The organism is Micromonospora xinjiangensis (genome assembly GCF_056150165.1).
This window is the reverse complement of the sequence record NZ_JAXCFO010000002.1, coordinates 759,361-778,339: the sequence shown is the minus strand read 5'-3', so window position 1 is coordinate 778,339 and position 18,979 is coordinate 759,361. Positions and strand designations below refer to the sequence as shown.

19 protein-coding genes are annotated in these 18,979 nt (G+C 74.7%); 8 read left to right on the top strand and 11 right to left on the bottom strand.

Going from position 1 to position 18,979, the window contains the following annotated elements; translation table 11 throughout:
• Positions 1-150 precede the first annotated feature (150 nt).
• On the top strand, positions 151-1,584 hold the full coding sequence (locus SM573_RS10480; protein ID WP_474613827.1) for a glycosyltransferase family 39 protein: 1,434 nt from the start codon (positions 151-153) through the stop codon (positions 1,582-1,584).
• Positions 1,585-1,674: 90 nt separating this feature from the next.
• Here the strand turns inward: SM573_RS10480 and SM573_RS10475 are convergent, their stop codons facing one another.
• Together SM573_RS10475 and SM573_RS10470 are read right to left on the bottom strand one after the other, a co-directional pair.
• The gene (locus SM573_RS10475; RefSeq protein WP_474613713.1) at positions 1,675-3,270 is read right to left on the bottom strand and encodes a histidine kinase N-terminal domain-containing protein; all 1,596 of its coding nucleotides are present in this window, start codon (positions 3,268-3,270) and stop codon (positions 1,675-1,677) included.
• A gap of 25 nt (positions 3,271-3,295) precedes the next feature.
• A complete protein-coding gene (locus SM573_RS10470; RefSeq protein WP_474616060.1) occupies positions 3,296-4,327 on the bottom strand; it encodes an SIS domain-containing protein in 1,032 nt (343 codons plus the stop codon).
• 188 nt (positions 4,328-4,515) lie between these two features.
• Between SM573_RS10470 and SM573_RS10465 the strand changes: the two genes are divergently transcribed.
• Positions 4,516-6,342 carry a tetratricopeptide repeat protein gene (locus tag SM573_RS10465; RefSeq protein ID WP_474615963.1) on the top strand — a complete coding sequence of 609 codons (1,827 nt, stop codon included), beginning with the start codon at positions 4,516-4,518 and terminating at the stop codon, positions 6,340-6,342.
• Between the two features lie 82 nt (positions 6,343-6,424).
• Here the strand turns inward: SM573_RS10465 and SM573_RS10460 are convergent, their stop codons facing one another.
• Positions 6,425-8,017, bottom strand: a complete 1,593-nt coding sequence (locus SM573_RS10460) for an MDR family MFS transporter (protein ID WP_474613711.1) — start codon at positions 8,015-8,017, stop codon at positions 6,425-6,427.
• A 114-nt stretch (positions 8,018-8,131) separates the two neighbouring features.
• On the opposite strand from SM573_RS10460, the gene SM573_RS10455 reads away from it, so the two are divergent.
• Positions 8,132-8,716, top strand: coding sequence for a TetR/AcrR family transcriptional regulator (locus SM573_RS10455; protein WP_474613710.1), 585 nt, complete (start codon positions 8,132-8,134; stop codon positions 8,714-8,716).
• An 18-nt stretch (positions 8,717-8,734) separates the two neighbouring features.
• On the opposite strand, the gene SM573_RS10450 is transcribed toward SM573_RS10455, so the two are convergent.
• Both SM573_RS10450 and SM573_RS10445 read right to left on the bottom strand, forming a co-directional pair.
• Positions 8,735-9,241, bottom strand: a complete 507-nt coding sequence (locus SM573_RS10450) for a GNAT family N-acetyltransferase (RefSeq protein WP_474613709.1) — start codon at positions 9,239-9,241, stop codon at positions 8,735-8,737.
• A complete protein-coding gene (locus SM573_RS10445) occupies positions 9,238-9,459 on the bottom strand; it encodes a biotin/lipoyl-binding carrier protein (protein ID WP_474613708.1) in 222 nt (73 codons plus the stop codon). The genes SM573_RS10450 and SM573_RS10445 overlap by 4 nt, the downstream gene beginning before the upstream one ends.
• A 265-nt stretch (positions 9,460-9,724) precedes the next feature.
• Here SM573_RS10445 and SM573_RS10440 point away from each other — a divergent pair, with 265 nt between their 5' ends.
• The gene (locus tag SM573_RS10440; protein ID WP_370461611.1) at positions 9,725-9,799 is read left to right on the top strand and encodes a 50S ribosomal protein bL37; all 75 of its coding nucleotides are present in this window, start codon (positions 9,725-9,727) and stop codon (positions 9,797-9,799) included.
• A gap of 116 nt (positions 9,800-9,915) precedes the next feature.
• Here SM573_RS10440 and rsrA read toward each other — a convergent pair whose 3' ends face one another.
• The 5 genes from rsrA to SM573_RS10415 all read right to left on the bottom strand — a co-directional run bounded on the left by rsrA (position 9,916) and on the right by SM573_RS10415 (position 13,280).
• On the bottom strand, positions 9,916-10,203 hold the full coding sequence (gene rsrA / locus SM573_RS10435; protein ID WP_474613707.1) for a mycothiol system anti-sigma-R factor: 288 nt from the start codon (positions 10,201-10,203) through the stop codon (positions 9,916-9,918).
• A 1-nt stretch (position 10,204) separates the two neighbouring features.
• Positions 10,205-11,017, bottom strand: a complete 813-nt coding sequence (locus SM573_RS10430) for a sigma-70 family RNA polymerase sigma factor (RefSeq protein ID WP_474613706.1) — start codon at positions 11,015-11,017, stop codon at positions 10,205-10,207.
• A gap of 246 nt (positions 11,018-11,263) precedes the next feature.
• The gene (locus SM573_RS10425; RefSeq protein WP_474615962.1) at positions 11,264-11,878 is read right to left on the bottom strand and encodes an alpha/beta hydrolase family protein; all 615 of its coding nucleotides are present in this window, start codon (positions 11,876-11,878) and stop codon (positions 11,264-11,266) included.
• A gap of 102 nt (positions 11,879-11,980) precedes the next feature.
• Positions 11,981-12,373 carry a WhiB family transcriptional regulator gene (locus tag SM573_RS10420; RefSeq protein WP_474613704.1) on the bottom strand — a complete coding sequence of 131 codons (393 nt, stop codon included), beginning with the start codon at positions 12,371-12,373 and terminating at the stop codon, positions 11,981-11,983.
• 199 nt (positions 12,374-12,572) lie between these two features.
• Positions 12,573-13,280, bottom strand: a complete 708-nt coding sequence (locus tag SM573_RS10415; RefSeq protein ID WP_474615961.1) for an SOS response-associated peptidase — start codon at positions 13,278-13,280, stop codon at positions 12,573-12,575.
• Positions 13,281-13,371: 91 nt separating this feature from the next.
• Here SM573_RS10415 and aroA point away from each other — a divergent pair, with 91 nt between their 5' ends.
• The 4 genes from aroA (at position 13,372) to SM573_RS10395 (ending at position 17,538) form a co-directional block, all read left to right on the top strand.
• Positions 13,372-14,673, top strand: a complete 1,302-nt coding sequence (gene aroA, locus SM573_RS10410) for a 3-phosphoshikimate 1-carboxyvinyltransferase (RefSeq protein WP_474613702.1) — start codon at positions 13,372-13,374, stop codon at positions 14,671-14,673.
• A 120-nt stretch (positions 14,674-14,793) separates the two neighbouring features.
• Complete coding sequence (gene rsgA, locus SM573_RS10405; RefSeq protein WP_474613701.1) at positions 14,794-15,777, top strand: ribosome small subunit-dependent GTPase A; 984 nt, start codon at positions 14,794-14,796, stop codon at positions 15,775-15,777.
• Between the two features lie 28 nt (positions 15,778-15,805).
• Positions 15,806-16,624: a histidinol-phosphatase gene (gene hisN / locus SM573_RS10400; RefSeq protein WP_474613700.1), complete on the top strand. Its 819-nt coding sequence runs from the start codon at positions 15,806-15,808 to the stop codon at positions 16,622-16,624.
• A gap of 59 nt (positions 16,625-16,683) precedes the next feature.
• A complete protein-coding gene (locus SM573_RS10395; RefSeq protein WP_474613825.1) occupies positions 16,684-17,538 on the top strand; it encodes a hypothetical protein in 855 nt (284 codons plus the stop codon).
• Positions 17,539-17,603: 65 nt separating this feature from the next.
• On the opposite strand, the gene SM573_RS10390 is transcribed toward SM573_RS10395, so the two are convergent.
• Entirely contained in the window at positions 17,604-18,803 is a 1,200-nt protein-coding gene (locus tag SM573_RS10390; protein WP_474613699.1) for a glycosyltransferase, read from the bottom strand.
• Positions 18,804-18,979: the final 176 nt, after the last annotated feature.

The window sequence follows — 18,979 nt, the reverse complement described above, 5'->3', positions numbered from 1 at the left end:
CCGCGCGGCGGCGGGACGGCGCCCGTCCGGTGTTCGCCCCAGCGGGCGGGACGGTTGTGCGACGCTCGACCCGTGGGCGAAAAGTCCGACAGGCGGCATAAGGCAGCCCGGGTCGGCAGCGCCACGGCGCCGCCCTCGGCACCGCACCGCCTGCGGGAGGCGGCGGTCTGGCTGGCGCCGGCGCTGCTGACCCTCGCGGTGACCGCCACCGGCCTGACGAGCGCCCAGCTGTGGCGGGACGAGCTGGCCACCTGGAGCGCGGCCACCCGCTCGGTGCCGGACCTGTTCCGGCTGGCGGGCACCATCGACGCGGCGACCGGTCCGTACTACCTGCTCGTGCACGGCTGGGTGGCGCTGGCCGGAGACTCGGTCGCCGCCCTGCGGCTGCCGTCGGTGCTCGCCATGACGGTGGCGGCGGCGCTGACCGCGGTGCTCGGCCGACGGCTGGCCGGCGCCCGGGCCGGGTTGCTCGCCGGCCTGCTCTTCGCGATCCTGCCCGGCACGTCCCGGTACGCCCAGGAGGCCCGCCCGTACGCGCTGGCCACCCTGCTCGCCGTGCTCGCCACGCTGCTCCTGGTCGAGGCGCTGCGCCGGCCGGGCTGGGGCCGCTGGGCCGCGTACGCGGTGGCCCTCGCCGCGCTCGGGCTGACCCACCTGATCGCGCTCACCCTGCTCGCCGCCCACGCCGTGGCCGTGCTCGCCGCCGGGCCGGCCGGCATCAGCCGGGACGGGGAGAACGAACGGAACCGTCGGCGCTGGCGGTGGGTGCCGGCCGTCCTGCCCGCGGTGCTGCTGGCGGCCCCGCTGGTGATCGCCGGGCGCGAGCAGCGCGGACGCCAGTTGCAGTGGGTGGACCTGGTCCGGCCGACCGATCTGACCTCGCTGCCGACCGGGGTGGCGCAGAGCAGCCTGGTAGGCGGGCTCCTGGTGGGCCTCGCCGCGCTCGGCGCCGCCCGGCTCGGCCGGCGCGCGGTGCTGCCCGGGTGCGCCGTGCTGCTGCCGGTGCTGCTGCTCTTCGCCGCCGGCCTGCTCGTGCCCCTGTGGGTGCCCCGCTACCTGGTCTTCGTCGTGCCGTTCGGGTGTCTGCTGGCCGGCGCGGCGCTGGCGGCGGTGCCGCTGCCCGGCGGGCTGGTCGTGCTGGTCGTGGCCGGGTTGCTCGGCCTGCCTGACCAGGCGGCGCTGCGCCGCACGCACGAGTGGCCGCGCAGCGCGCAGGTGGACTACCGGGGGGTGGCCGAGATCGTCGCCAGCGGGCAGCGGCCCGGTGACGCGATCGTCTACTCCCCTCGGCGCAGCTGGCTCTTCCTCGACCTCGGCGTCGACTACCAGCTGCGCGACCGGCGCCCCCGGGACGCGCTCCTCGTGGAGGACCCGGCCCGGCGCGGGGACCTGTGGGCGGCCGAGTGCGCCCGGCCGGCCGAGTGCCTGGCCGGGGCGCCACGGGTCTGGCTCGTGGTCGCCGGTCGGCACGCCGATCCGGTGGCGACGGTGTCCGGCGCCAAGGGCGCGGCGCTGCGGGACGGCTTCACCGTCGCCCAGGTCTGGCAGCGCCCGGGGCTCACGCTCGCGCTGCTCACCCGCTGACGAGCCGGTCTCCCGGCCGTGTCGCGGGGACCCGTCACGCTCGCGGTGAGCCCCGCCGCGGCGGCGCGACGGAAGCGCACGCGACCCGGGTCAGGCGGGCGAGCGTCCGTCGACGGTGTTACGGGCCAGCGGGACCACCAGCACGGCCTCCGTGCCACCGCCGGCCGCGTCGCGCAGTTCGATGCTGCCGCGCAGCTCGCCGGTGACCAGCGCCCGCACGATCTGCAACCCGAGGTTGCCGCCGCGGTCGGCGTCGAAGCCGGCGGGCAGGCCCCGGCCGTTGTCGGTCACCGTGACGTGCAACTGCTTGCGGAACCGGTGCGCCGAGACCACCACCTCGGGCGCCTCCGCCGCCTCGGCGCCGTCCGGCGCGACCGGCACGATCGCGCCCGCGGCGGCCTGCGCCTCCTCCTCGTCGTTCCCGTCGGCCGGCGGGAAGCCGTGCTCGACGGCGTTGAGCAGCAGCTCGTTGAGGACCATCACCATCGACGTGGCGATCTCGGCGGGCAGCACCCCGAAGCTGCCGGTGCGGCGCATGCCGACCCGCACCTCGGTCGCCGCCACCTCCGTGGCCGCGCTGGCCACCCGGTCGACGATGGTGTCGAACTCGACCGCCTCGTCGCTGGACATCGAGAGCGTCTCGTGCACGAGTGCGATGGACGCGACCCGGCGTACCGAGTCCTCCAGCGCGACCCGGGCCTCCGGCATGGCGACCCGACGGGCCTGCAACCGCAGCAGCGCGGCGACCGTCTGGAGGTTGTTCTTCACCCGGTGGTGGATCTCCCGGATGGTCGCGTCCTTGGTGATGAGGGCGCGGTCCCGGCGGCGCACCTCGGTGATGTCCCGGACCAGCACCAGCGCGCCGATCGGCACGCCGGCCGGCATGAGCGGCAGCGCCCGGGTCAGCACCGTGGCGCCGCGCGCGTCGATCTCCCGACGTGGGGGCGCGTCGCCGCGCAGCGCGGCCAGCACCGCGTTCGCCGCGTCGGTCCCCTCCAGCGGGTCGTTGGCGAGCCGCCGGTGCAGGGCCGCCAGGTCCTCCCCCACGAGGTGGGAGGCGTAGCCGAGCCGCCGGTACGCGGACTGCGCGTTGGGGCTCGCGTACGTCACCTTGCCGTTCGCGTCGAGCCGGACCAGACCGTCGCCGACGCGGGGAGCCGACGTCGTCTCCCCCGGGTGCCGGGGCGGCGGGAAGGTGCCGTCCGCGATCATCTGGGCCAGGTCGTCGGCCGTGGTCAGGTAGTTCAGCTCCAGCTGGCTGGGCGTCCGTGCGGTGGAGAGGTTGGTGTCCCGGCCGACCACCGCCACCACCTCGCCGGCCTCGCCGTCGGCGGTGCGCAGCCGGACCGGGATGGCCTCGTGCCGCGCCGGCACGTCGCCGTACCAGACGGGATCGCCCTCCCGCCAGATCCGGCCCTGCCGGTACGCGACCTCGAGGTGCGCCACCTCCGGCCCGCCGACGATCCGGCCCACCTGGTCGTCCTGGTACGCGGTGGGCGCGGTCGTCGGGCGGACCTGGGCGACGCAGAGGAACGTGCCCTCGGCGTCGACCGGCACCCAGAGCAGCAGGTCCGCGAAGGACATGTCGGAGAGCAGCTGCCAGTCTCCGGCGATCCGGTGCAGGTGGTCGATGTCCGCCGGACGGAGCTGGGTGTGCTCCTCGGCGAGGTCGCGCAGCGTGGACACGCAGACCAGCGTGCCACGCGCCGGCTCACCTCGTCGCGGTGACCTTCTTGAGGCCGCGCGGGGCGTCGGGATCCTCGCCGCGGGCCAGGGCGAGCGCGAGCGCGAGCCGCTGCAACGGCAGGATGTCCAGCAGCGGGGCGTAGCGCTCGTCGACCTCGGGGACGGCGATCCGCGTCGCCCCCCGCACGTCGGCCGACCCCACCACCACCACGTCGGCGCGGCGTTCGCCGAGCCGCGGCAGCACCTCACCCATCGAGCGCCCGCCGGGGCCGGAGCCGACGACGGCGAGCACCGGCACGTCCGGGTCGGTCATGGCGAGCGGGCCGTGCAACAGGTCGGCGCCGGAGAAGGCGAGGGCCGGCAGGTAGGACGTCTCCATCAGCTTGAGCGCGGCCTCCCGGGCCGTCGGGTACGCGTAGCCGCGGCCGGTGGTGACCAGCTGCGCGGCGAACCGGTAGCGCGGAGCGAGCTGCGCCGGGGTGGGGTCGGCGAGCGTGCGCGCCGCCAGCTCCGGCAGCGCCGCGAGCGCCGCGCGCTCCTGCGCCGGCAGGGCGCCGTCACCCGCGCGGATCCCCTCGACGAGCAGGAGCAGGGTGAGCAGCTCGGCCGTGTAGGTCTTGGTGGCGGCCACGGCCCGCTCGTGCCCGGCCGCGATGTCCACGCTCAGCTCGGCGGCCTCGACCAGCGGCGAGTCGGGTGCGTTGGTGACGGCGAGGGTGAGCGCGCCGGAGGCGCGGGCGACCCGGAGCACCTCGGTGAGGTCCGGCGAGCCGCCGCTCTGGCTCACCCCGACGACCAGCGCGTCGGAGAGGTCCGGCTGGCCGCCGTAGAGGGTGACGACGCTGGGCGAGGCGAGCCCGGCGGGCAGGCCGAGCCGGATCTCGGTGAGGTAGGCCCCGTAGAGCGCGGCGTGGTCGGAGGTGCCCCGGGCGGTGAAGACCACGTGCCTCGGCCGGCGCTCGGCGATCACCGCGGCCACCCGGGCGATCGCCGCGCTGTGCTCGGCGGAGAGCAGCCGCTCGTAGCCGGCCGGCTGCTCGTCGATGTCGGCCGCCATCCCGGCCCCTGCACGCGTCACGGAAACTCCTCCCACTGCGCGATTGCCGCGCGTTTCCTGCTCAGTCTTGCACGTTTGATCTGGCGAGAGCAATTGAACGAGCAGGAGTGCGCAGAAGGCCCACAGGTAGGCCCAACATCACCTAGGCTGGCCCGGCTCGACCCGCCACCGGACGACGAGAGGACGACGTGCCCGAGGACGACCCCGCGCTCTCCGCCGCGGAGGAGCTCGCCCTGGCCCGGCTGGCGCTGGAGGAAGGCGACCTGGAGCACGCGGCGGCGCACCTGGCCGGCGCGTTGGCACAGGCCCCGACCCTGCCCGAGGTGCACGAGGCGCTGGCCCGGCTCGCCGCGGCCAGCGGTGGCGGCGTCCACCTCTTCCCGCTCGACCACCACACCTTCGTCGGCGCCGCGGTCGCCCGCGCCCACCTGCTCGCCGCCGCCGGCCAGCCCGGCGACGGGCTGGACCTGCTCGCCGCGGCGACCGGCTACGCGCCGCAGGTCGACTGGGCGGGAGTGCCCTGGGTGACCGCACCCGAGCTGGCCGGGCGGGTCCCGCCCGACCACGTCGCCCGGATCCTCATGCAGGTCTGCGCGGCCGTTCCCGACCCGGTGCCGAGGGCCGGCCGGCCGGCGCTGGCCGCGTACCTCACGCTGGCCCGCAACGCGATCACCGTGCACCCCGAGCACGCCCTGCTGCTCGGCGCGGCGTCCGCGCTGGCCCGGCGGGTCGGTGAGGTCACGGTCGCGATCCAGTGGGCCGCCCGGGGCGTACGCGCCGAGTCCACGAAGCTCGGCGAGGTCTGGCTCGGGTACGCGTACCGCAGCGCCGGCCAGACGCGGGAGGCGCTCGCGGCGCTCGGTCGGGCGGTCGAGCGCGACCCCGACGACCTGGCCGTCTACGCCGACATCGCCGGCACGCTGGCCGACGCGGGCCGGCTCGACGAGGCGCTGGACTGGATCGACCGCGCCCTCAGGCGGGATCCGACGTTCGACTGCGCGGTGCACACCGCCCACCGGCTGCGCTACCTGCGCGACGGCGACGTGGCGCACCTGGTGGCGCTCGCCGACTTCGCCCGTGACCATCCGGACGACACGCACGAGCACGGCGACCTGGCGGAGTGCTGCCGTGGGCGACCGTGGCTCGGGCAGGTGACCCCGGCCGCCGGGCCCGTGGTCGACGCGCTGCGCGGAGCGGTCGCCGAGGACCGGGGTGGCCTCGGCGTCGCCGTACGCCTGCCGGCGCCGCCACCGCCGAGCGCGCTGCGGACGGTGGCGGGCGCGGTGCCCGGGATGCGGGTCGAGGTGACCGGGACGGCCGAGCCGGACGCGCGCCAGCCCCGGCGGGCCGTCACCCGCCCACTCTGGCGCTTCGACGGCACCACCCCGGTGCCCGCGGTTCCCACGCCCTCCCCGGTGGCCGCCGACCGTCTCCGCCAGCTCGCGCACCCCGCCTGGCCGCACCCGCCGGCCGCCTACGACGCGGCGGTGGGCCTCGCCACCCTCGACCTCGCGGACCTGGTCGGGCTGCTGGTGCACCCACCCGAACCGCCGGCCACGGCCGTCGGTCGGGTGCTGGCCGGGCAGGACCCGACCCTCTGGGTGCGCTGCGTGCAGGTCTGGGCCTGCCTCGGGCTGCTGCACCACCGCACCGACGAACCCTGGGACGACTCGATCCGGCGCCGGGTCCTGCTCGACCTGGTCTGGGACGTGGAGGACTGGATCACCGAGGCGGCGATGTTCGCGCTGGTCACCGCCGCCTGGATCGACCCGGCGGTACGCCCCGACGTGGCCCGGGTGGTCGCCGAGCGGCTCGCCGACGTGGCGGCCGTGGCGCGGACGCGGCCGGTGCCGATCGCCGGATCGCTGGCGCACCTGGCGCTCACCACGCCCGGCCTGGACGAGGAGACGCGCCGGGTCGCCACCGCCCTGCTCGGTACGGGCGCCCGCGTCCCCCGCGCACGCAACCCGCTGGCCCGCCTCTGGCGGCGGCTGATCGCCCCCCGCCGCCCCTGACCCGGACCGCCCCGACCGTGACGTCGGCGCCGGACCCGCCAGTGCGGGCGGCGACGACGTCACGGTCGACGCGCGCGGCGCGTCAGGCCACGGGGGCGCGGCCCAGGGCGGCCTCGGCGTCCTCCTCCGGGGTCGTCCGCGCCGGCGGGGTCTCGTTGCCCGTACGCAGCGGGACCTCCTTGATGAACCAGGCGAGCACCGGCACGGCGACGGTGAACAGCACCGCCCACCAGAAGACGTGCGAGATGGCGTCGGCGAGGCCGGCGAGCACCAGCTCACGCGCCTGGGCGGGCAGCTCCCTCAGCTGTTCGAGGTCCATCCGTCCGCCACTCTCGCCGCCACCGCCGCCGAAGGCCGTCCCCGCGGCCGACCCGGCGAGCCGGTTGGCGAAGATGGCGCCGAACAGCGAGATGCCGAACGAGCCGCCGATGGACCGGAAGAACGTGGCGGCGCCGCTCGCGGCCCCCAGGTCCTTCTGGGCCACGCTGTTCTGGGCGATGAGCATCGAGGTCTGCATGAGGAAGCCCATGCCGACGCCGAGCACGACCATGAACAGCGAGGACTCCACCTTGCTGGTGCCCACGTCCAGCATGGTGAGCAGGCCCATGCCGGCGGTCATCACCACGCCGCCGATGATCGGGTACGCGCGGTAGCGCCCGGTACGGGTGATCGCCCGGCCGATGACCAGCGAGACCACCAGCATGCCGAACATGAGCGGGAGCAGCAGCAGGCCACTGTTCGTGGCGGAGGCGCCCTGCACCGTCTGCTGGTAGAGCGGCAGGAAGTTCATGGCGCCGAACATCGCGAAACCGAGCAGGAACCCGATCACCGAGATCAGCGCGAAGTTCCGGTTCGCGAAGAGACCCAGGGGCAGAATCGGCTCGGGCGCCCGCCGCTCGACGAAGCCGAAGGCGACCAGCGTCACCACGGCGAGCGCGACCAGGCCGAGGATCTGCCCGGAGCCCCAGTCGTACTGGTTGCCACCCCACGTGGTGACCAGCACGATGGCGGTGATGCCGACGGAGAGCAGCGCGGCGCCCAGCCAGTCGATGCGGTGCTCGGTACGGTACTTCGGCAGGTGCATGGTCGTGATGAGCAGGGCCAGCGCGACGCCGCCGAGCGGCAGGTTCACGTAGAACGCCCAGCGCCAGGAGAGGTGGTCGGTGATGAAGCCGCCGACCAGCGGACCGGCCACCATGGCGATCGCCATGATCCCGGCGATCATGCCCTGGTAGCGACCCCGCTCGCGGGGCGGGACGAGGTCCCCGATGATCGCCATCACGCCGACCATCAGGCCGCCGGCGCCCAGGCCCTGCACGGCCCGGAAGGCGATCAACTGGACCATGCCGTCGCCGGGTCCGCCGAGGAAGCCCGAGCCGGACATGCCGCAGAGCGCCGAGCCGACCAGGAAGATGGCGACCGAGGTGAGGAAGACCGACTTGCGCCCGTAGAGGTCGCCGAGCTTGCCCCAGATGGGCGTGGAGACGGTGGTGCCGAGCACGTACGCGGTGACCACCCAGGTGAAGTGGTCGAGACCCCCGAACTCGTCGACGATCCGCGGTAGCGCGGTGCTGACGATCATGTTGTCGAGCATCGCGAGCATCATCGCGATCATCAGGCCGAAGAGGACGACCCGTACGTTGGGTCGCACCGCGACCTGGCTTTGTTGACTCATCGGTAAGCTCCCCCCGGAAGCGCGTGGCGTTACTTACTTGCCGACCGGCTAGCTTCTTACTAGCCGGACGGTAAGCTTGTTGGCGGACCGGGTCAAGCGAATTGGGTGGTACGGGTGAGGGGAAGCACAGGCGGCACGCGGGAGAGGATCAAGGCCGTGGCGCTGGAGCTCTTCACCGAGCAGGGGTACGAGAAGACCTCGCTCCGCGAGATCGCCGAGCGGCTCAACGTCACGAAGGCCGCGCTCTACTACCACTTCAAGAGCAAGGACGAGATCGTCACGAGCTTCGTGGTGGACCGGCTGGACCAGATCGACGCGCTCGTGACCTGGGCGGAGTCGCAGCCCGCCAGCCCCGAGACGCGCCGCGAGCTGATCGCGCGGTACGCCGACGCGATGTTCGCCGGCGACCACCCCTCGGTGATGCGCTTCTTCGAGCAGAACCAGACGGTGCTCAAGAGCCTGGAAGCCGGCCAGCAGATGCGTGGCCGGATGATGCAGCTGGCCAGTGCCCTCTGCCGGGGCGACGACTCCCCGCAGGCGCAACTGCGGGCCGCGCTCTCGCTCTTCGCCGTGCACACCAGCTGGTTCGCCGTACGGACACCGCACATCACCGACGCGGAACGCCGGAAGATCGCTCTCGAGGTGGCCGACGAGCTGCTGGCGCCGATCGGCGGGCCGGACGACACCGGGCGGAGCTGAACCGCCGCGCCGGCCGGGTCAGCCGCGGGCCAGCTCCAGCCGCAGCGCCAGCAGCTCGACCCCGGGCACGGGCGACCAGTCCTTCTCCGGGGTACGGACGAAGCCCAGCCGCTCGTAGAGCCGCTGCGCGGTCTCGGCCATCCCCCGGCGTACGCAGATGACCACCGCCGAGCAACCCAGCTCGGCGGCGCGGTCGAGGCAGGCCCGGGCGAGCGCCGCCCCGGCGCCCCGACCCTGTGCGGCCGGGTCGACGGCCAGCATGCGGAACTCCGCCTCGCCGGCGGCGCAGAGCTCGGCGTACCGGGTGCCGGGCAGCACGAACGTGACCGAGCCGAGCACGGTGCCGGCCTCGTCCTCGGCGACCAGCACCGCGCCGTTCTCCGCGCGGGTCGCGACGTCGGCCAGCACCGTGCCGTAGCCGTGTTCCCCCTTGAGCTGCCCGTCCGCCTCGTACGCGGCCACGGTCAGCCGGGCGATCGCCGGGAAGTCGGCCGGCGTCGCGGGTCGGACGCGCAGCCCGGTCAACCGATGACCGCGATCAGATCGCCGTCCTGCACCACGTCGCCCTCGTTGACCGCGAGCTGCTGCACCACCCCGTCGGACTCGGCGACGACCGGGATCTCCATCTTCATCGACTCGAGAATCACCAGGGTGTCCCCCTCGGACACCGTGTCGCCCTGCGACGCGACGACCTTCCAGACGTTCGCCACCATCTCGGCGCGGATCTCCTCGGCCATCTCCACGGCCCTCCCTCTCGCGGTTACCTGCCGACGTATCCAATCATGCGGCCGCGAGGCGTGGGCGAGGAGCGCCCGGTGCGCGGGGCACGGGCCCACCGGCCGGCCACCGGGTGCGGGCGGGGACGCGGCCGCCCCGGTTAACCCCCTCGGGCGGGGTGCGCACCGGCCGCCGCACTAGCATCAGCGGGTCGGACCCGGTGCCGGGCGGCCGGTGGGTGCACCGGCGCCGAGGTCGTCGACCGGATCCGGCAATCACGAGGAGGTCACCATGGCGAAGAAGGCCCGTAAGAAGAAGGCCCGCAAGAAGAGCGCTGCCAACCACGGCAAGCGCCCCAACTCCTGACCTCGTGGCGGGCGGGCCCGCCACGACCAGTCAACTCCCCCGGCCGGGTGGCCGGAACGCCGGTGGCCCGGGTCGACGATCGACCCGGGCCACCGGTGATGTTCAGACCGGCCGACTCAGTCGGCCAGCTCGCGTGACTCGCTGCTCTCGAAGACGACCAGCTCGGTGAGCTTGACGCGGAGCCGCTCACGCAGCTGCTCCGGGGCGGTCTCGTTGCCGCAGCAACGCGCCACGAGCGCCCTCACCTCCTGCTCGATGCCGTACTCGCGCAGGCACGGCCCGCAGTCGTCGAGGTGGTGCCGGATCAGCGTCCGGCGCTCCTCGGCGCACTCCAGGTCCAGGTAGAGGTAGACCTCCGCGAGCACCTCACGGCAGTCCGTCTCGTGCGGCTCTCCACAGCTCACGTCACACCTCCCGGCCGGCGGAAGCCGTCGAGCCCTTGGCGGTGGCGGTGAACCCCCGCTCCTTGGCGTACTGCTCCAGCAGCTTGCGCAGATTACGCCGGCCACGGTGCAGTCGCGACATCACCGTGCCGATCGGCGTACCCATGATGTCGGCGACCTCCTTGTAGGAGAAGCCCTCGACATCCGTCAGGTAGACCGCGAGGCGGAACTCCTCCGGCAGCTGCTGGAGGGCCTCCTTGACATCGCTGTCCGGCAGCCGGTCCAGCGCCTCGGTCTCGGCCGAGCGCAGCCCGCTGGAGGTGTGCGACTCCGCCTCGGCGAGCTGCCAGTCGGTGATCTCGTCGGTCGGCGCCTGCACCGGCTGGCGCTGGCGCCGCCGGTACGAGTTGATGTAGGTGTTGGTCAGGATCCGGTAGAGCCAGGCCTTCAGGTTGGTGCCCTGCTCGAACTGGTGGAAGGCGGCGTACGCCTTCAGGTAGGTCTCCTGGACCAGGTCCTCCGCATCCGCCGGGTTGCGCGTCATCCGCAGCCCGGCAGCGTAGAGCTGATCGACGAAGGGCATCGCGTCCCGCTCGAAGCGGGCCCTGCGCTCGTCCGTCTTTTCGGTGGTCAACCGCACATCCCCTCGCGTCGGATGCTTTCCCGCCGAGGATACGCGTACGGACCTGCCCGCAGATTCACTTCCGGCCGGTGTGCTCGTGCTCACCGCGGCCGCCCCGGCCGCCACGGCGGGCCACTCGGGCGCGGCGAGCAGCTGACGCAGCTGCTGCGCGTCCCGGTCGTCCCGCTCCCGGCTCCGTGTCTCGATCGGCACCCGGTCCCCCTTCGCGAAGAAAGTCGTCCCGGGGGGCACAACACGCGCCAGGGGCACCGCATTCCGGCGCCATCACCCGCCCCTTTCCTGGTCCCGGCGTCGACGATGACCGGCGCTGGGACCAGGAAGGGCCTGGGAGGATGGTTCCGCCGCCCGAACCGGGCGACGGCACCAACCGATGCAACGACCCTCCGCCGCCCCCGGAAACGGGCGCTGAGCGCCGCGGGAGCGCGTCGGCGGGCGTGGTCAGCCCTGCGCCCAGCCCCGCCCGCGCAGCCACGCCAGCACCACCTCGGCCGTGCCAGCCGGGTCCTTCCGCAGGTCGTGCCCCTCACCCGGCCGCGTCACCACGGTCACGTCGGGGCCCGCCGCGGGCACCCCGAACGGGTCCCGGTCGCCGTTGACCACGAGGGTCGGCAGGCCGGTGACCAGCTCCGCGGCCCGGGAACGCTCCGGCCGACCGGGTGGGTGCAGCGGGAAGGCCAGGGCCACGATCCCCGCCACGCCGAGGGCGTTGGCGGTGCGGCAGGCCACCCGCGCGCCGCTGGAACGGCCACCCACGAGCACCGGCACACCCGGGTGCCGGTCCCGTAGCACGGCGAGCACCGCCGTCCACGCCTCGTCCAGGTGCCCGGCGGGCGCGGGCGCCCGCCGACCCGCGACGCGGTAGGGCTGGGTGACCCGGGCCACCACGAGCCCGGCGGCCACCGCCCCGTCGCGGAGTGCGAGCAGGTCCGGCGCGTCGACCCCGCCGCCCGCGCCGTGCCCGAGCACCAGGAGGGCGGCAGCCGGGCCGGCCGGCGAGTCGGTGTCGACCCGGGCCGGACCGCGCGGGGTGGGGATCTCGTCGTGCTGCGTCACCGGCCCATTCTCGGGCCTGCCGGCGGACGTCACCCTCTCCCCGCCCGGAACCGCCGTGATCGGCCGCCCGGCCGGCCCGGTGGAGCGGGACGAGGTCGGACGTCAGCTGAGTGGAACGAGCGTCAACAGCCGGTCGCGGACCGGAGGGCCGGCCTCCTCGGCGGCGTCGGGATCCGGTTGGACCTCGCTGCGCCAGGCGACCAGCATGGCCCGGCGCTCGCGGGGGGTGGTGCCGCCCCACACACCGTGGCAGTCACCGACCTCCAGCGCCCAGGCCAGGCAGGACCCCTGCACGTCACAGCTGCGACAGAGCGCGACCGCCGCGTCGGCAGGCTCGTTGGGCGCCGGAAAGAACGTCTCCGGATCGACCGTCTGGCAGGTTCCTCTGGTCCGCCACGCCTCGTCCTGACGCCGCTCGCGCAACGCGCGGAGCAACCGAGGATCTCGTCGTGCGGCGGCCACCTCGTGCGGGCGGGGCATACGCGCCCGGGTCATCAACCCACCTCCCCCGTGGGACCGGCAAGTCCGATGGGCGTCGTCCACCCCGTGCGGATCGACACCCACCACCGGCGCTGTGTTCTACCGCACTTTCCGAGGAGGTCACAAGGGGCAGCCGGGAAGATGGCTGAACGGTCAGGAGACGTTTCGCCCGGAACACTGGCAAATCGTCACACGACAATGCGCCCAGTCAAGATCAAAACAGGGTCAACTCGTCCGCACCGGCCGGCCGGGCGAGCGGCACCCGCGCGGTGAGGTGCGGGCCGTCGTTGCGGACGTCGCCGACGGCCGGGCCGACCGGGCGGACCTCCAGGGCGGCGAGCCACGCCGACGGCGGCGCGCCGAGCAGCTCGGCCGGGTCATCCGCCCGGCCCAGCCAGGCCGCCCAGCGGTCGGGTGGCAGCAGCACCGGCATCCGGTCGTGCACCTCGGCCAGCTCGCCGAGGGCCGCCGTCGTGAGGACGCTGAACGTGAGCCGCGCCTCGTCGCCGTTTCCCCAGGCCGACCAGATGCCCGCGAAGGCGAGCACCGACCCGTCCCTCGGGGTCATGTAGTAGGCCTGCCGGCCCTCGGGCGAGCGCACCCACTCGTACCACCCGTCGGCCGGCACCAGGCACCGGCGCCGGGCGAAGGCTCCCGCGTACGCCCGGCTGGTGGCGACCGTCTCCGCCCGGGCGTTGATCATCCGCGCCGCCCCGGCGGCGCTGCGGGCCCAGTGCGGCAGGAAGCCCCAACGGCCCACACAGAGGCTGCGATGGCCCTCCGGGCTCAGCCGGACCAGCGGGACCCGGTCGGTGGGCGCCACGTTGTGGTCGGGGACCAACTCACCCCCGGTGTCGTCGGACGACTCGAAGAGGGCGCTCAGATCGCCCGCACTCCGGGTCGTCGCGTACCTCCCGCACATGTCGCACACGCTAGCGCGCGCGGCCCCCACCGGCTGTCCCGACAGCCGGGCGGCCGGCGTGCCCGGCAGGCGGGCACGGCAGAATGTAACCGTGGGGAATCTGACCGCGACCCGGCCGCCGCAGCCGTGGACCGCACCGACCGCCTCCGACCCGGTCGTGGCCACACTGCGCCTGCCCGGGTCCAAGTCGATGACCGCCCGGGCGCTCGTGCTCAGCGCGCTCGGCAGCGGGCCGTCGACGCTGGCCGGGCCGCTGCGCGCGCGGGACACCGAACTCATGGCCGGAGCCCTGCGCGGCATGGGCGCGCACGTGTCGATCAGCGACGACGAGCGCTGGCTGGTCCGGCCGCACCGGCTGGTCGGCCCGGCGCACGTCGACGTCGGCCTCGCCGGCACCGTGATGCGCTTCCTCCCGCCCGTGGCCGGGCTCGCCGACGGGCGGATCACCTTCGACGGCGACCCGCAGGCCCGCACCCGACCGCTCGGCCCGCTGATCGGCGCGCTGCGCTCGCTCGGCGTCCGCATCGACGTCGCCGGCTCCGACAGCCTGCCGCTGACCGTGCACGGCACCGGCCGGGTCACCGGCGGTGAGGTCGTGATCGACGCCTCCGCCTCCAGCCAGCTCGTCTCGGGCCTGCTGCTCGCCGCGCCCCACTTCCAGCGGGGCGTGGTCGTCCGGCACGTCGGCCCGCCCGTCCCGTCCGCGCCGCACCTGCGGATGACCGTGCAGATGCTGCGCGCCGCGGGCGCCGCCGTCGACGACACCGTCCCCGACGTCTGGGCCGTCGAGCCCGGCCCGCTCGCCGGGCGCGGCTGGGAGATCGAGCCGGACCTGTCCGGCGCCGTGCCGTTCTTCGCCGCGGCCCTGGTCACCGGCGGCGAGGTGACCCTCCAGGGCTGGCCGCGCAGCAGCGCCCAGCCGGTGGAGCGGTTGCGGGAGCTGCTGCAGCGGATGGGCGGCGAGGTGACGCTCTCCACCGCCGGGCTCACCGTCCGGGGCACCGGCGCGGTGCACGGTCTGGAGGCCGACCTCTCCGACGTCAGCGAGCTGACCCCCGCGCTGACCGCGCTCGCGATGCTGGCCGACTCCCCGTCCCGGTTCACCGGCGTGGGCCACATCCGCGGCCACGAGACCGACCGGATCGCCGCGCTGGCCCGGGAGTTCACCGCGCTCGGCGCCGACCTCACCGAGTCCGCGGACGGGCTCGAGATCCGGCCCCGCCCGCTGCGCGGCGGCACGTTCCGCACGTACGCGGACCACCGCATGGCCCACGCCGCCGCGGTGGCCGGGCTCGCCGTGCCGGGTGTCGACCTCGACGATGTCGCCTGTACCTCGAAGACCATGCCCGAGTTCCCGGCACTATGGTCAGCGATGGTGACCGGCAAGAGCTGACGCGACGGAGGGGCGGTCCTGGCGACCAGACGGCGGGAGTACGACGAGGACGACGTCCGGGTCAGACCCGGCAGGTCCTCGCGCCCGCGTACCCGCACCCGCCCTCGGCACGCCGACGCGGTGGACGGCTTCGTCGTCGCCGTCGACCGGGGTCGCTACACCTGCGTCCTGCCCGACGCCACGCCGGACGACCCCACGATCACCGCCATGCGCGCCCGGGAGCTGGGCCGCAAGTCGGTCGTGGTGGGCGACCGGGTGGGCCTGGTCGGTGACACCTCCGGGGCCGCCGGTGCCCTGGCCCGGATCGTCCGGATCGCCGAACGCTCGTCGGTGCTGCGCCGCACGGCGGAGGACGACGCCACGACCGCCGAGGGGCGGCTGGAGCGGGTGGTGGTCGCCAACGCCGACCAACTGGTGATCGTCAGCGCGCTGGCCGACCCCCCGCCGCGCACCGGGTTCATCGACCGCTGCCTCGTGGCCGCGTACGACGCGGACATCGAGCCGTTGCTGTGCCTCACCAAGGCCGACCTCGCCGGCCCGGAGGCGGTGCTCGACTACTACGCCGAGCTGGAGCTGCCGTACGTGCTGATCCGGCCGGAGTCGGAGCTGGACGCGCTACGGGCCCTGCTCGCCGGGCGGATCTCCGTGCTCGTGGGGCACTCCGGGGTCGGCAAGTCGACGCTTGTCAACCGGCTGGTGCCGGAGGCCGCCCGGGCGGTCGGCACGGTCAGCGCGATCGGCCGTGGCCGGCACACCTCCACCAGCGCCGTGGCACTGCGGTTGCCGCCCGCGCCCGGCGGGGACGACGAGGCGGCCGGCTGGATCATCGACACCCCCGGCGTACGCAGCTTCGGGCTGGCGCACGTCTCCGCGGACAGCCTGCTGCACGGCTTCCCCGACCTCGTCGAGGGCACCGTCGACTGCCCGGTCAACTGCCCGCACACCGCCGACGAGCCGGACTGCGGGCTGGACGCCTGGGTCGCCGCCGGCAAGGCCGACCCGCGACGGCTCGCGTCGTACCGCCGGCTGCTGGCCTCCCGCGCCGGGGAGAGCGACCCGCGGGGCGAGCCGGAGCAGCGCGGCGAGCCGCCCGCGCTCGGCTGACCCGGGCCGCGTCGGCTAGGTTGCCTGCATGACCGGGTACGCCGACGACCTCGCCCTCGCGCACGCCCTCGCCGACGCCGCCGACAGCGTCTCCACGGCCCGCTTCCGGGCCCTGGACCTGCGGGTGGAGTCGAAGCCCGACCTGACCCCGGTCTCCGACGCGGACACCGCGGTCGAGCGGCGGATCCGGGCCCTGCTCGCGGAGCACCGCCCCGCCGACGGGCTGCTGGGCGAGGAGTACGGCGCGCAGCCGGCCACCGGACCGGGCGGACGGCGCTGGGTGGTCGACCCGATCGACGGCACCAAGAACTTCGTCCGGGGGGTGCCGGTCTGGGCCACCCTGATCGCGCTGCTGGAGGGCGACCGGCCGGTGCTCGGGCTGGTCTCCGCGCCGGCACTGGGGCGTCGCTGGTGGGCCGCGGCCGGTGCGGGCGCGTGGGCCGGCCCCGACCGGGAGCGGGGCGAGCCCATCCGGGTCTCGGGGGTGGGGAAGCTCGGCGACGCCAGCTTCTGCTACTCCTCCCTCAGCGGGTGGGAGGCGGCCGGGCGGCTCGACGCGATGCTCGACCTGATGCGCGACTGCTGGCGCAGCCGGGCGTACGGCGACTTCTACGGCTACATGCTGCTCGCCGAGGGGGCACTGGACGTGATGGTGGAGCCGGAGCTGTCGCTCTGGGACGTCGCGGCGCTGGTGCCGATCGTGACCGAGGCGGGCGGCGTCGTCACCGACCTGGCCGGCAACCCCGCCCCGGCGGGCGGCCCGGACATCGACCACAGCGCCGTGGCCAGCAACGGCGCCCTGCACGCCGACATCCTCGCCCGGCTCGGTCAGCCAGCCGCGCGCTGACCTCCGGCAGCCTCTATCCTCGCCAGGTGGTCTCCTCCGGCTGGTGCTTCCTCGCGGCCATGATCGTCGCGTACGGCGTCGCCAACCTGCTCCAGTCGGTGGCCGCCGCGCGCACGACGGTGCACCACACCTTCGATCCCGGGCTGCTGCTGCGGCTCGCCGGGCACCGCACCTACCTGGTCGGTGTGGCCTGCCAGGTCGGTGGTTTCCTGCTGGCCTTCCTGGCCCGACGCGACCTCCCGCTCTTCCTCGTGCAGTCGAGCGTCGCGGCGGGCCTGGGGGTGACGGCGATCCTCGGCGTGCTGGTGCTCAAGTGGCGACTACCGGTCGCCGAGGTGGTGCTGCTCGCGATGCTCTTCGCCGGGATCAGCGCGCTCGTGCTGGCCGCCCGGCCGGCGCCGTCGCGGCAGCTCGGGTCGGCCGGCCTCGTCGGCCTGCTGCTGGTGCTGGTCGTCATCGCCGTGGTCGGCTTCTTCGCGGTCCGGCTGCACGGCGCGCCCGGCTCGGTGGCACTCGGTTCGCTGGCCGGGCTGGCGTTCTCCGCCGCCGCGGTCGCCGCCCGCCCGCTCGCGTCGACGCCGTCGGCGGAGGCGTTCGCCCGCAACCCGCTGCTCTACCTCCTGGTCGCGCACTCGATCGTCGGGCAGCTGCTGCTCGGCCTGGCCATGCAGCGCGGCTCCACCACGGCCGCGGTGGCGGCCATGGACGCGGCCGGCGCCGTGCCGGCGGCCATCGTCGGCCTGCTGCTGCTCAACGACAAGATCTGGCCGGGCCGGGAGTGGCTGGCCGCCGCCGGGTTCCTGATCACGCTGGCCGCGGTGATCGGACTGACCCGCTACGCCCAGCCGCAGCAGCACGCCGCGGTGCCCCGCGGCCACGACCGGGCCATGGTCGGCGCCGCCCGTCCGCACTGAGCCGGCGCGAGGGCTGCCGGCCGACCTGGTCGACCCGGCCGACCGGGCGTGCTCGGGCCGGTGACTCAGGCCTCGACCGGCTTGCGCCGGCCCACCACCCGCTCGTACAGGCGCTCCAGGGCACCGGCGGTGCGTTCCCAGGTGTAGCTGCACCGCACCCGGTCCACCGCCGCGTGCCCGTACGCGAACCGCCCGGCGTTGTCGGCCAGCAGCCGGCGCAGCGTCACCCCGAGGGCGCGCACGTCGCCCGGCGGCACCAGCCGCCCGGTCACCTCGTCCACCACCGCGTCGGCGATCCCGCCCATCGCGTAGCCGACCACCGGCACACCGCAGGCCATCGCCTCCAGCGACACCCGACCGGCGGAGGAGTAGTGCGGGGTGCAGGCGACCACGTCCGCCGACCGGTACCAGGTGGCCATCTGGTCGTGGGGTACGGCCCCCACGAGGTGAACCTGCTCGCCGACGCCGTTCAGGTCGGCCAGCTCGCGCAGCCGGCGCGCCTCGGCGTGGTTGTCCAGCTCCTCGGCGGGCGGCCCACCGGCGATCACCAGCTCCGCGTCGCCGACCAGCCGCATGGCCTGGATCAGGTCGTCCTGGCCGTGGCCGGGGGCGAGCCCGCCCACCGAGAGGATCCGGGCCCGCTGGTCCCGGGGCGCCGCCTCGCCGTCGGGGTGGAAGTGCTCGACGTCCACCCCGGTGGGCACCATCGCCACCGAGCTGCGTTGCAGCCCCATCCGCGTCAGCTCGTCGACCTCGTCGTTGCACTGGGCCACCGCGACGTCCACGGCCCGGGTCAGCGCCCGCTCCAGCGGGATCCGCTCCCCCGGCCCGTCGTACGCCCGCCCCAGGTGGCGCAGCTGCTCGATGCCGAGCGAGTGGAAGGTCTGCACGACCGGGATGTCGGTCTCCCGCACCGCGTGCGCCGCGGCCAGGCCACCGACCCAGTAGTGCCCGTGCACCACCTCCGGACGCCACTCGCCGGTCCAGCGGTCGGTCAGCCAGCCGCCGAACTCCGCCACGTACGGCACCAGCTCGGCCGTGGGCAGCGGCGCGGCGGGGCCGACCGGGACCCGCTCGACGCGGTAGCCGTCGGCGTCCACCGTCTCCGGCAACCCGGGATCGTCCCGGCGTTCGTAGACCCGGACGTCGTGGCCTCTCCTCGCCAGCTCGGCAGCGACCCGTGCGATGTGTTGGTGGGTGCCGACGGCGGGACCGTCGGTCGTCCTGGACGGGCCGGCGTGCGCGCAGACGAGGCCGACGCGCATGGGTCACCTCCATGCGATCTTCAGCGGTGGTCCTCCCGGTCAGAGGGTCCCATTAACCAAGGCGTCAGAAGCTGAAACCTGGCAGATCAGGAAGACTCCGACGAGTCGCCCGGACACTTCCGCCACGACAATCACCAGCCGTCCCGCCCCACCCCTGCGTGATCACGTTCCGTGGT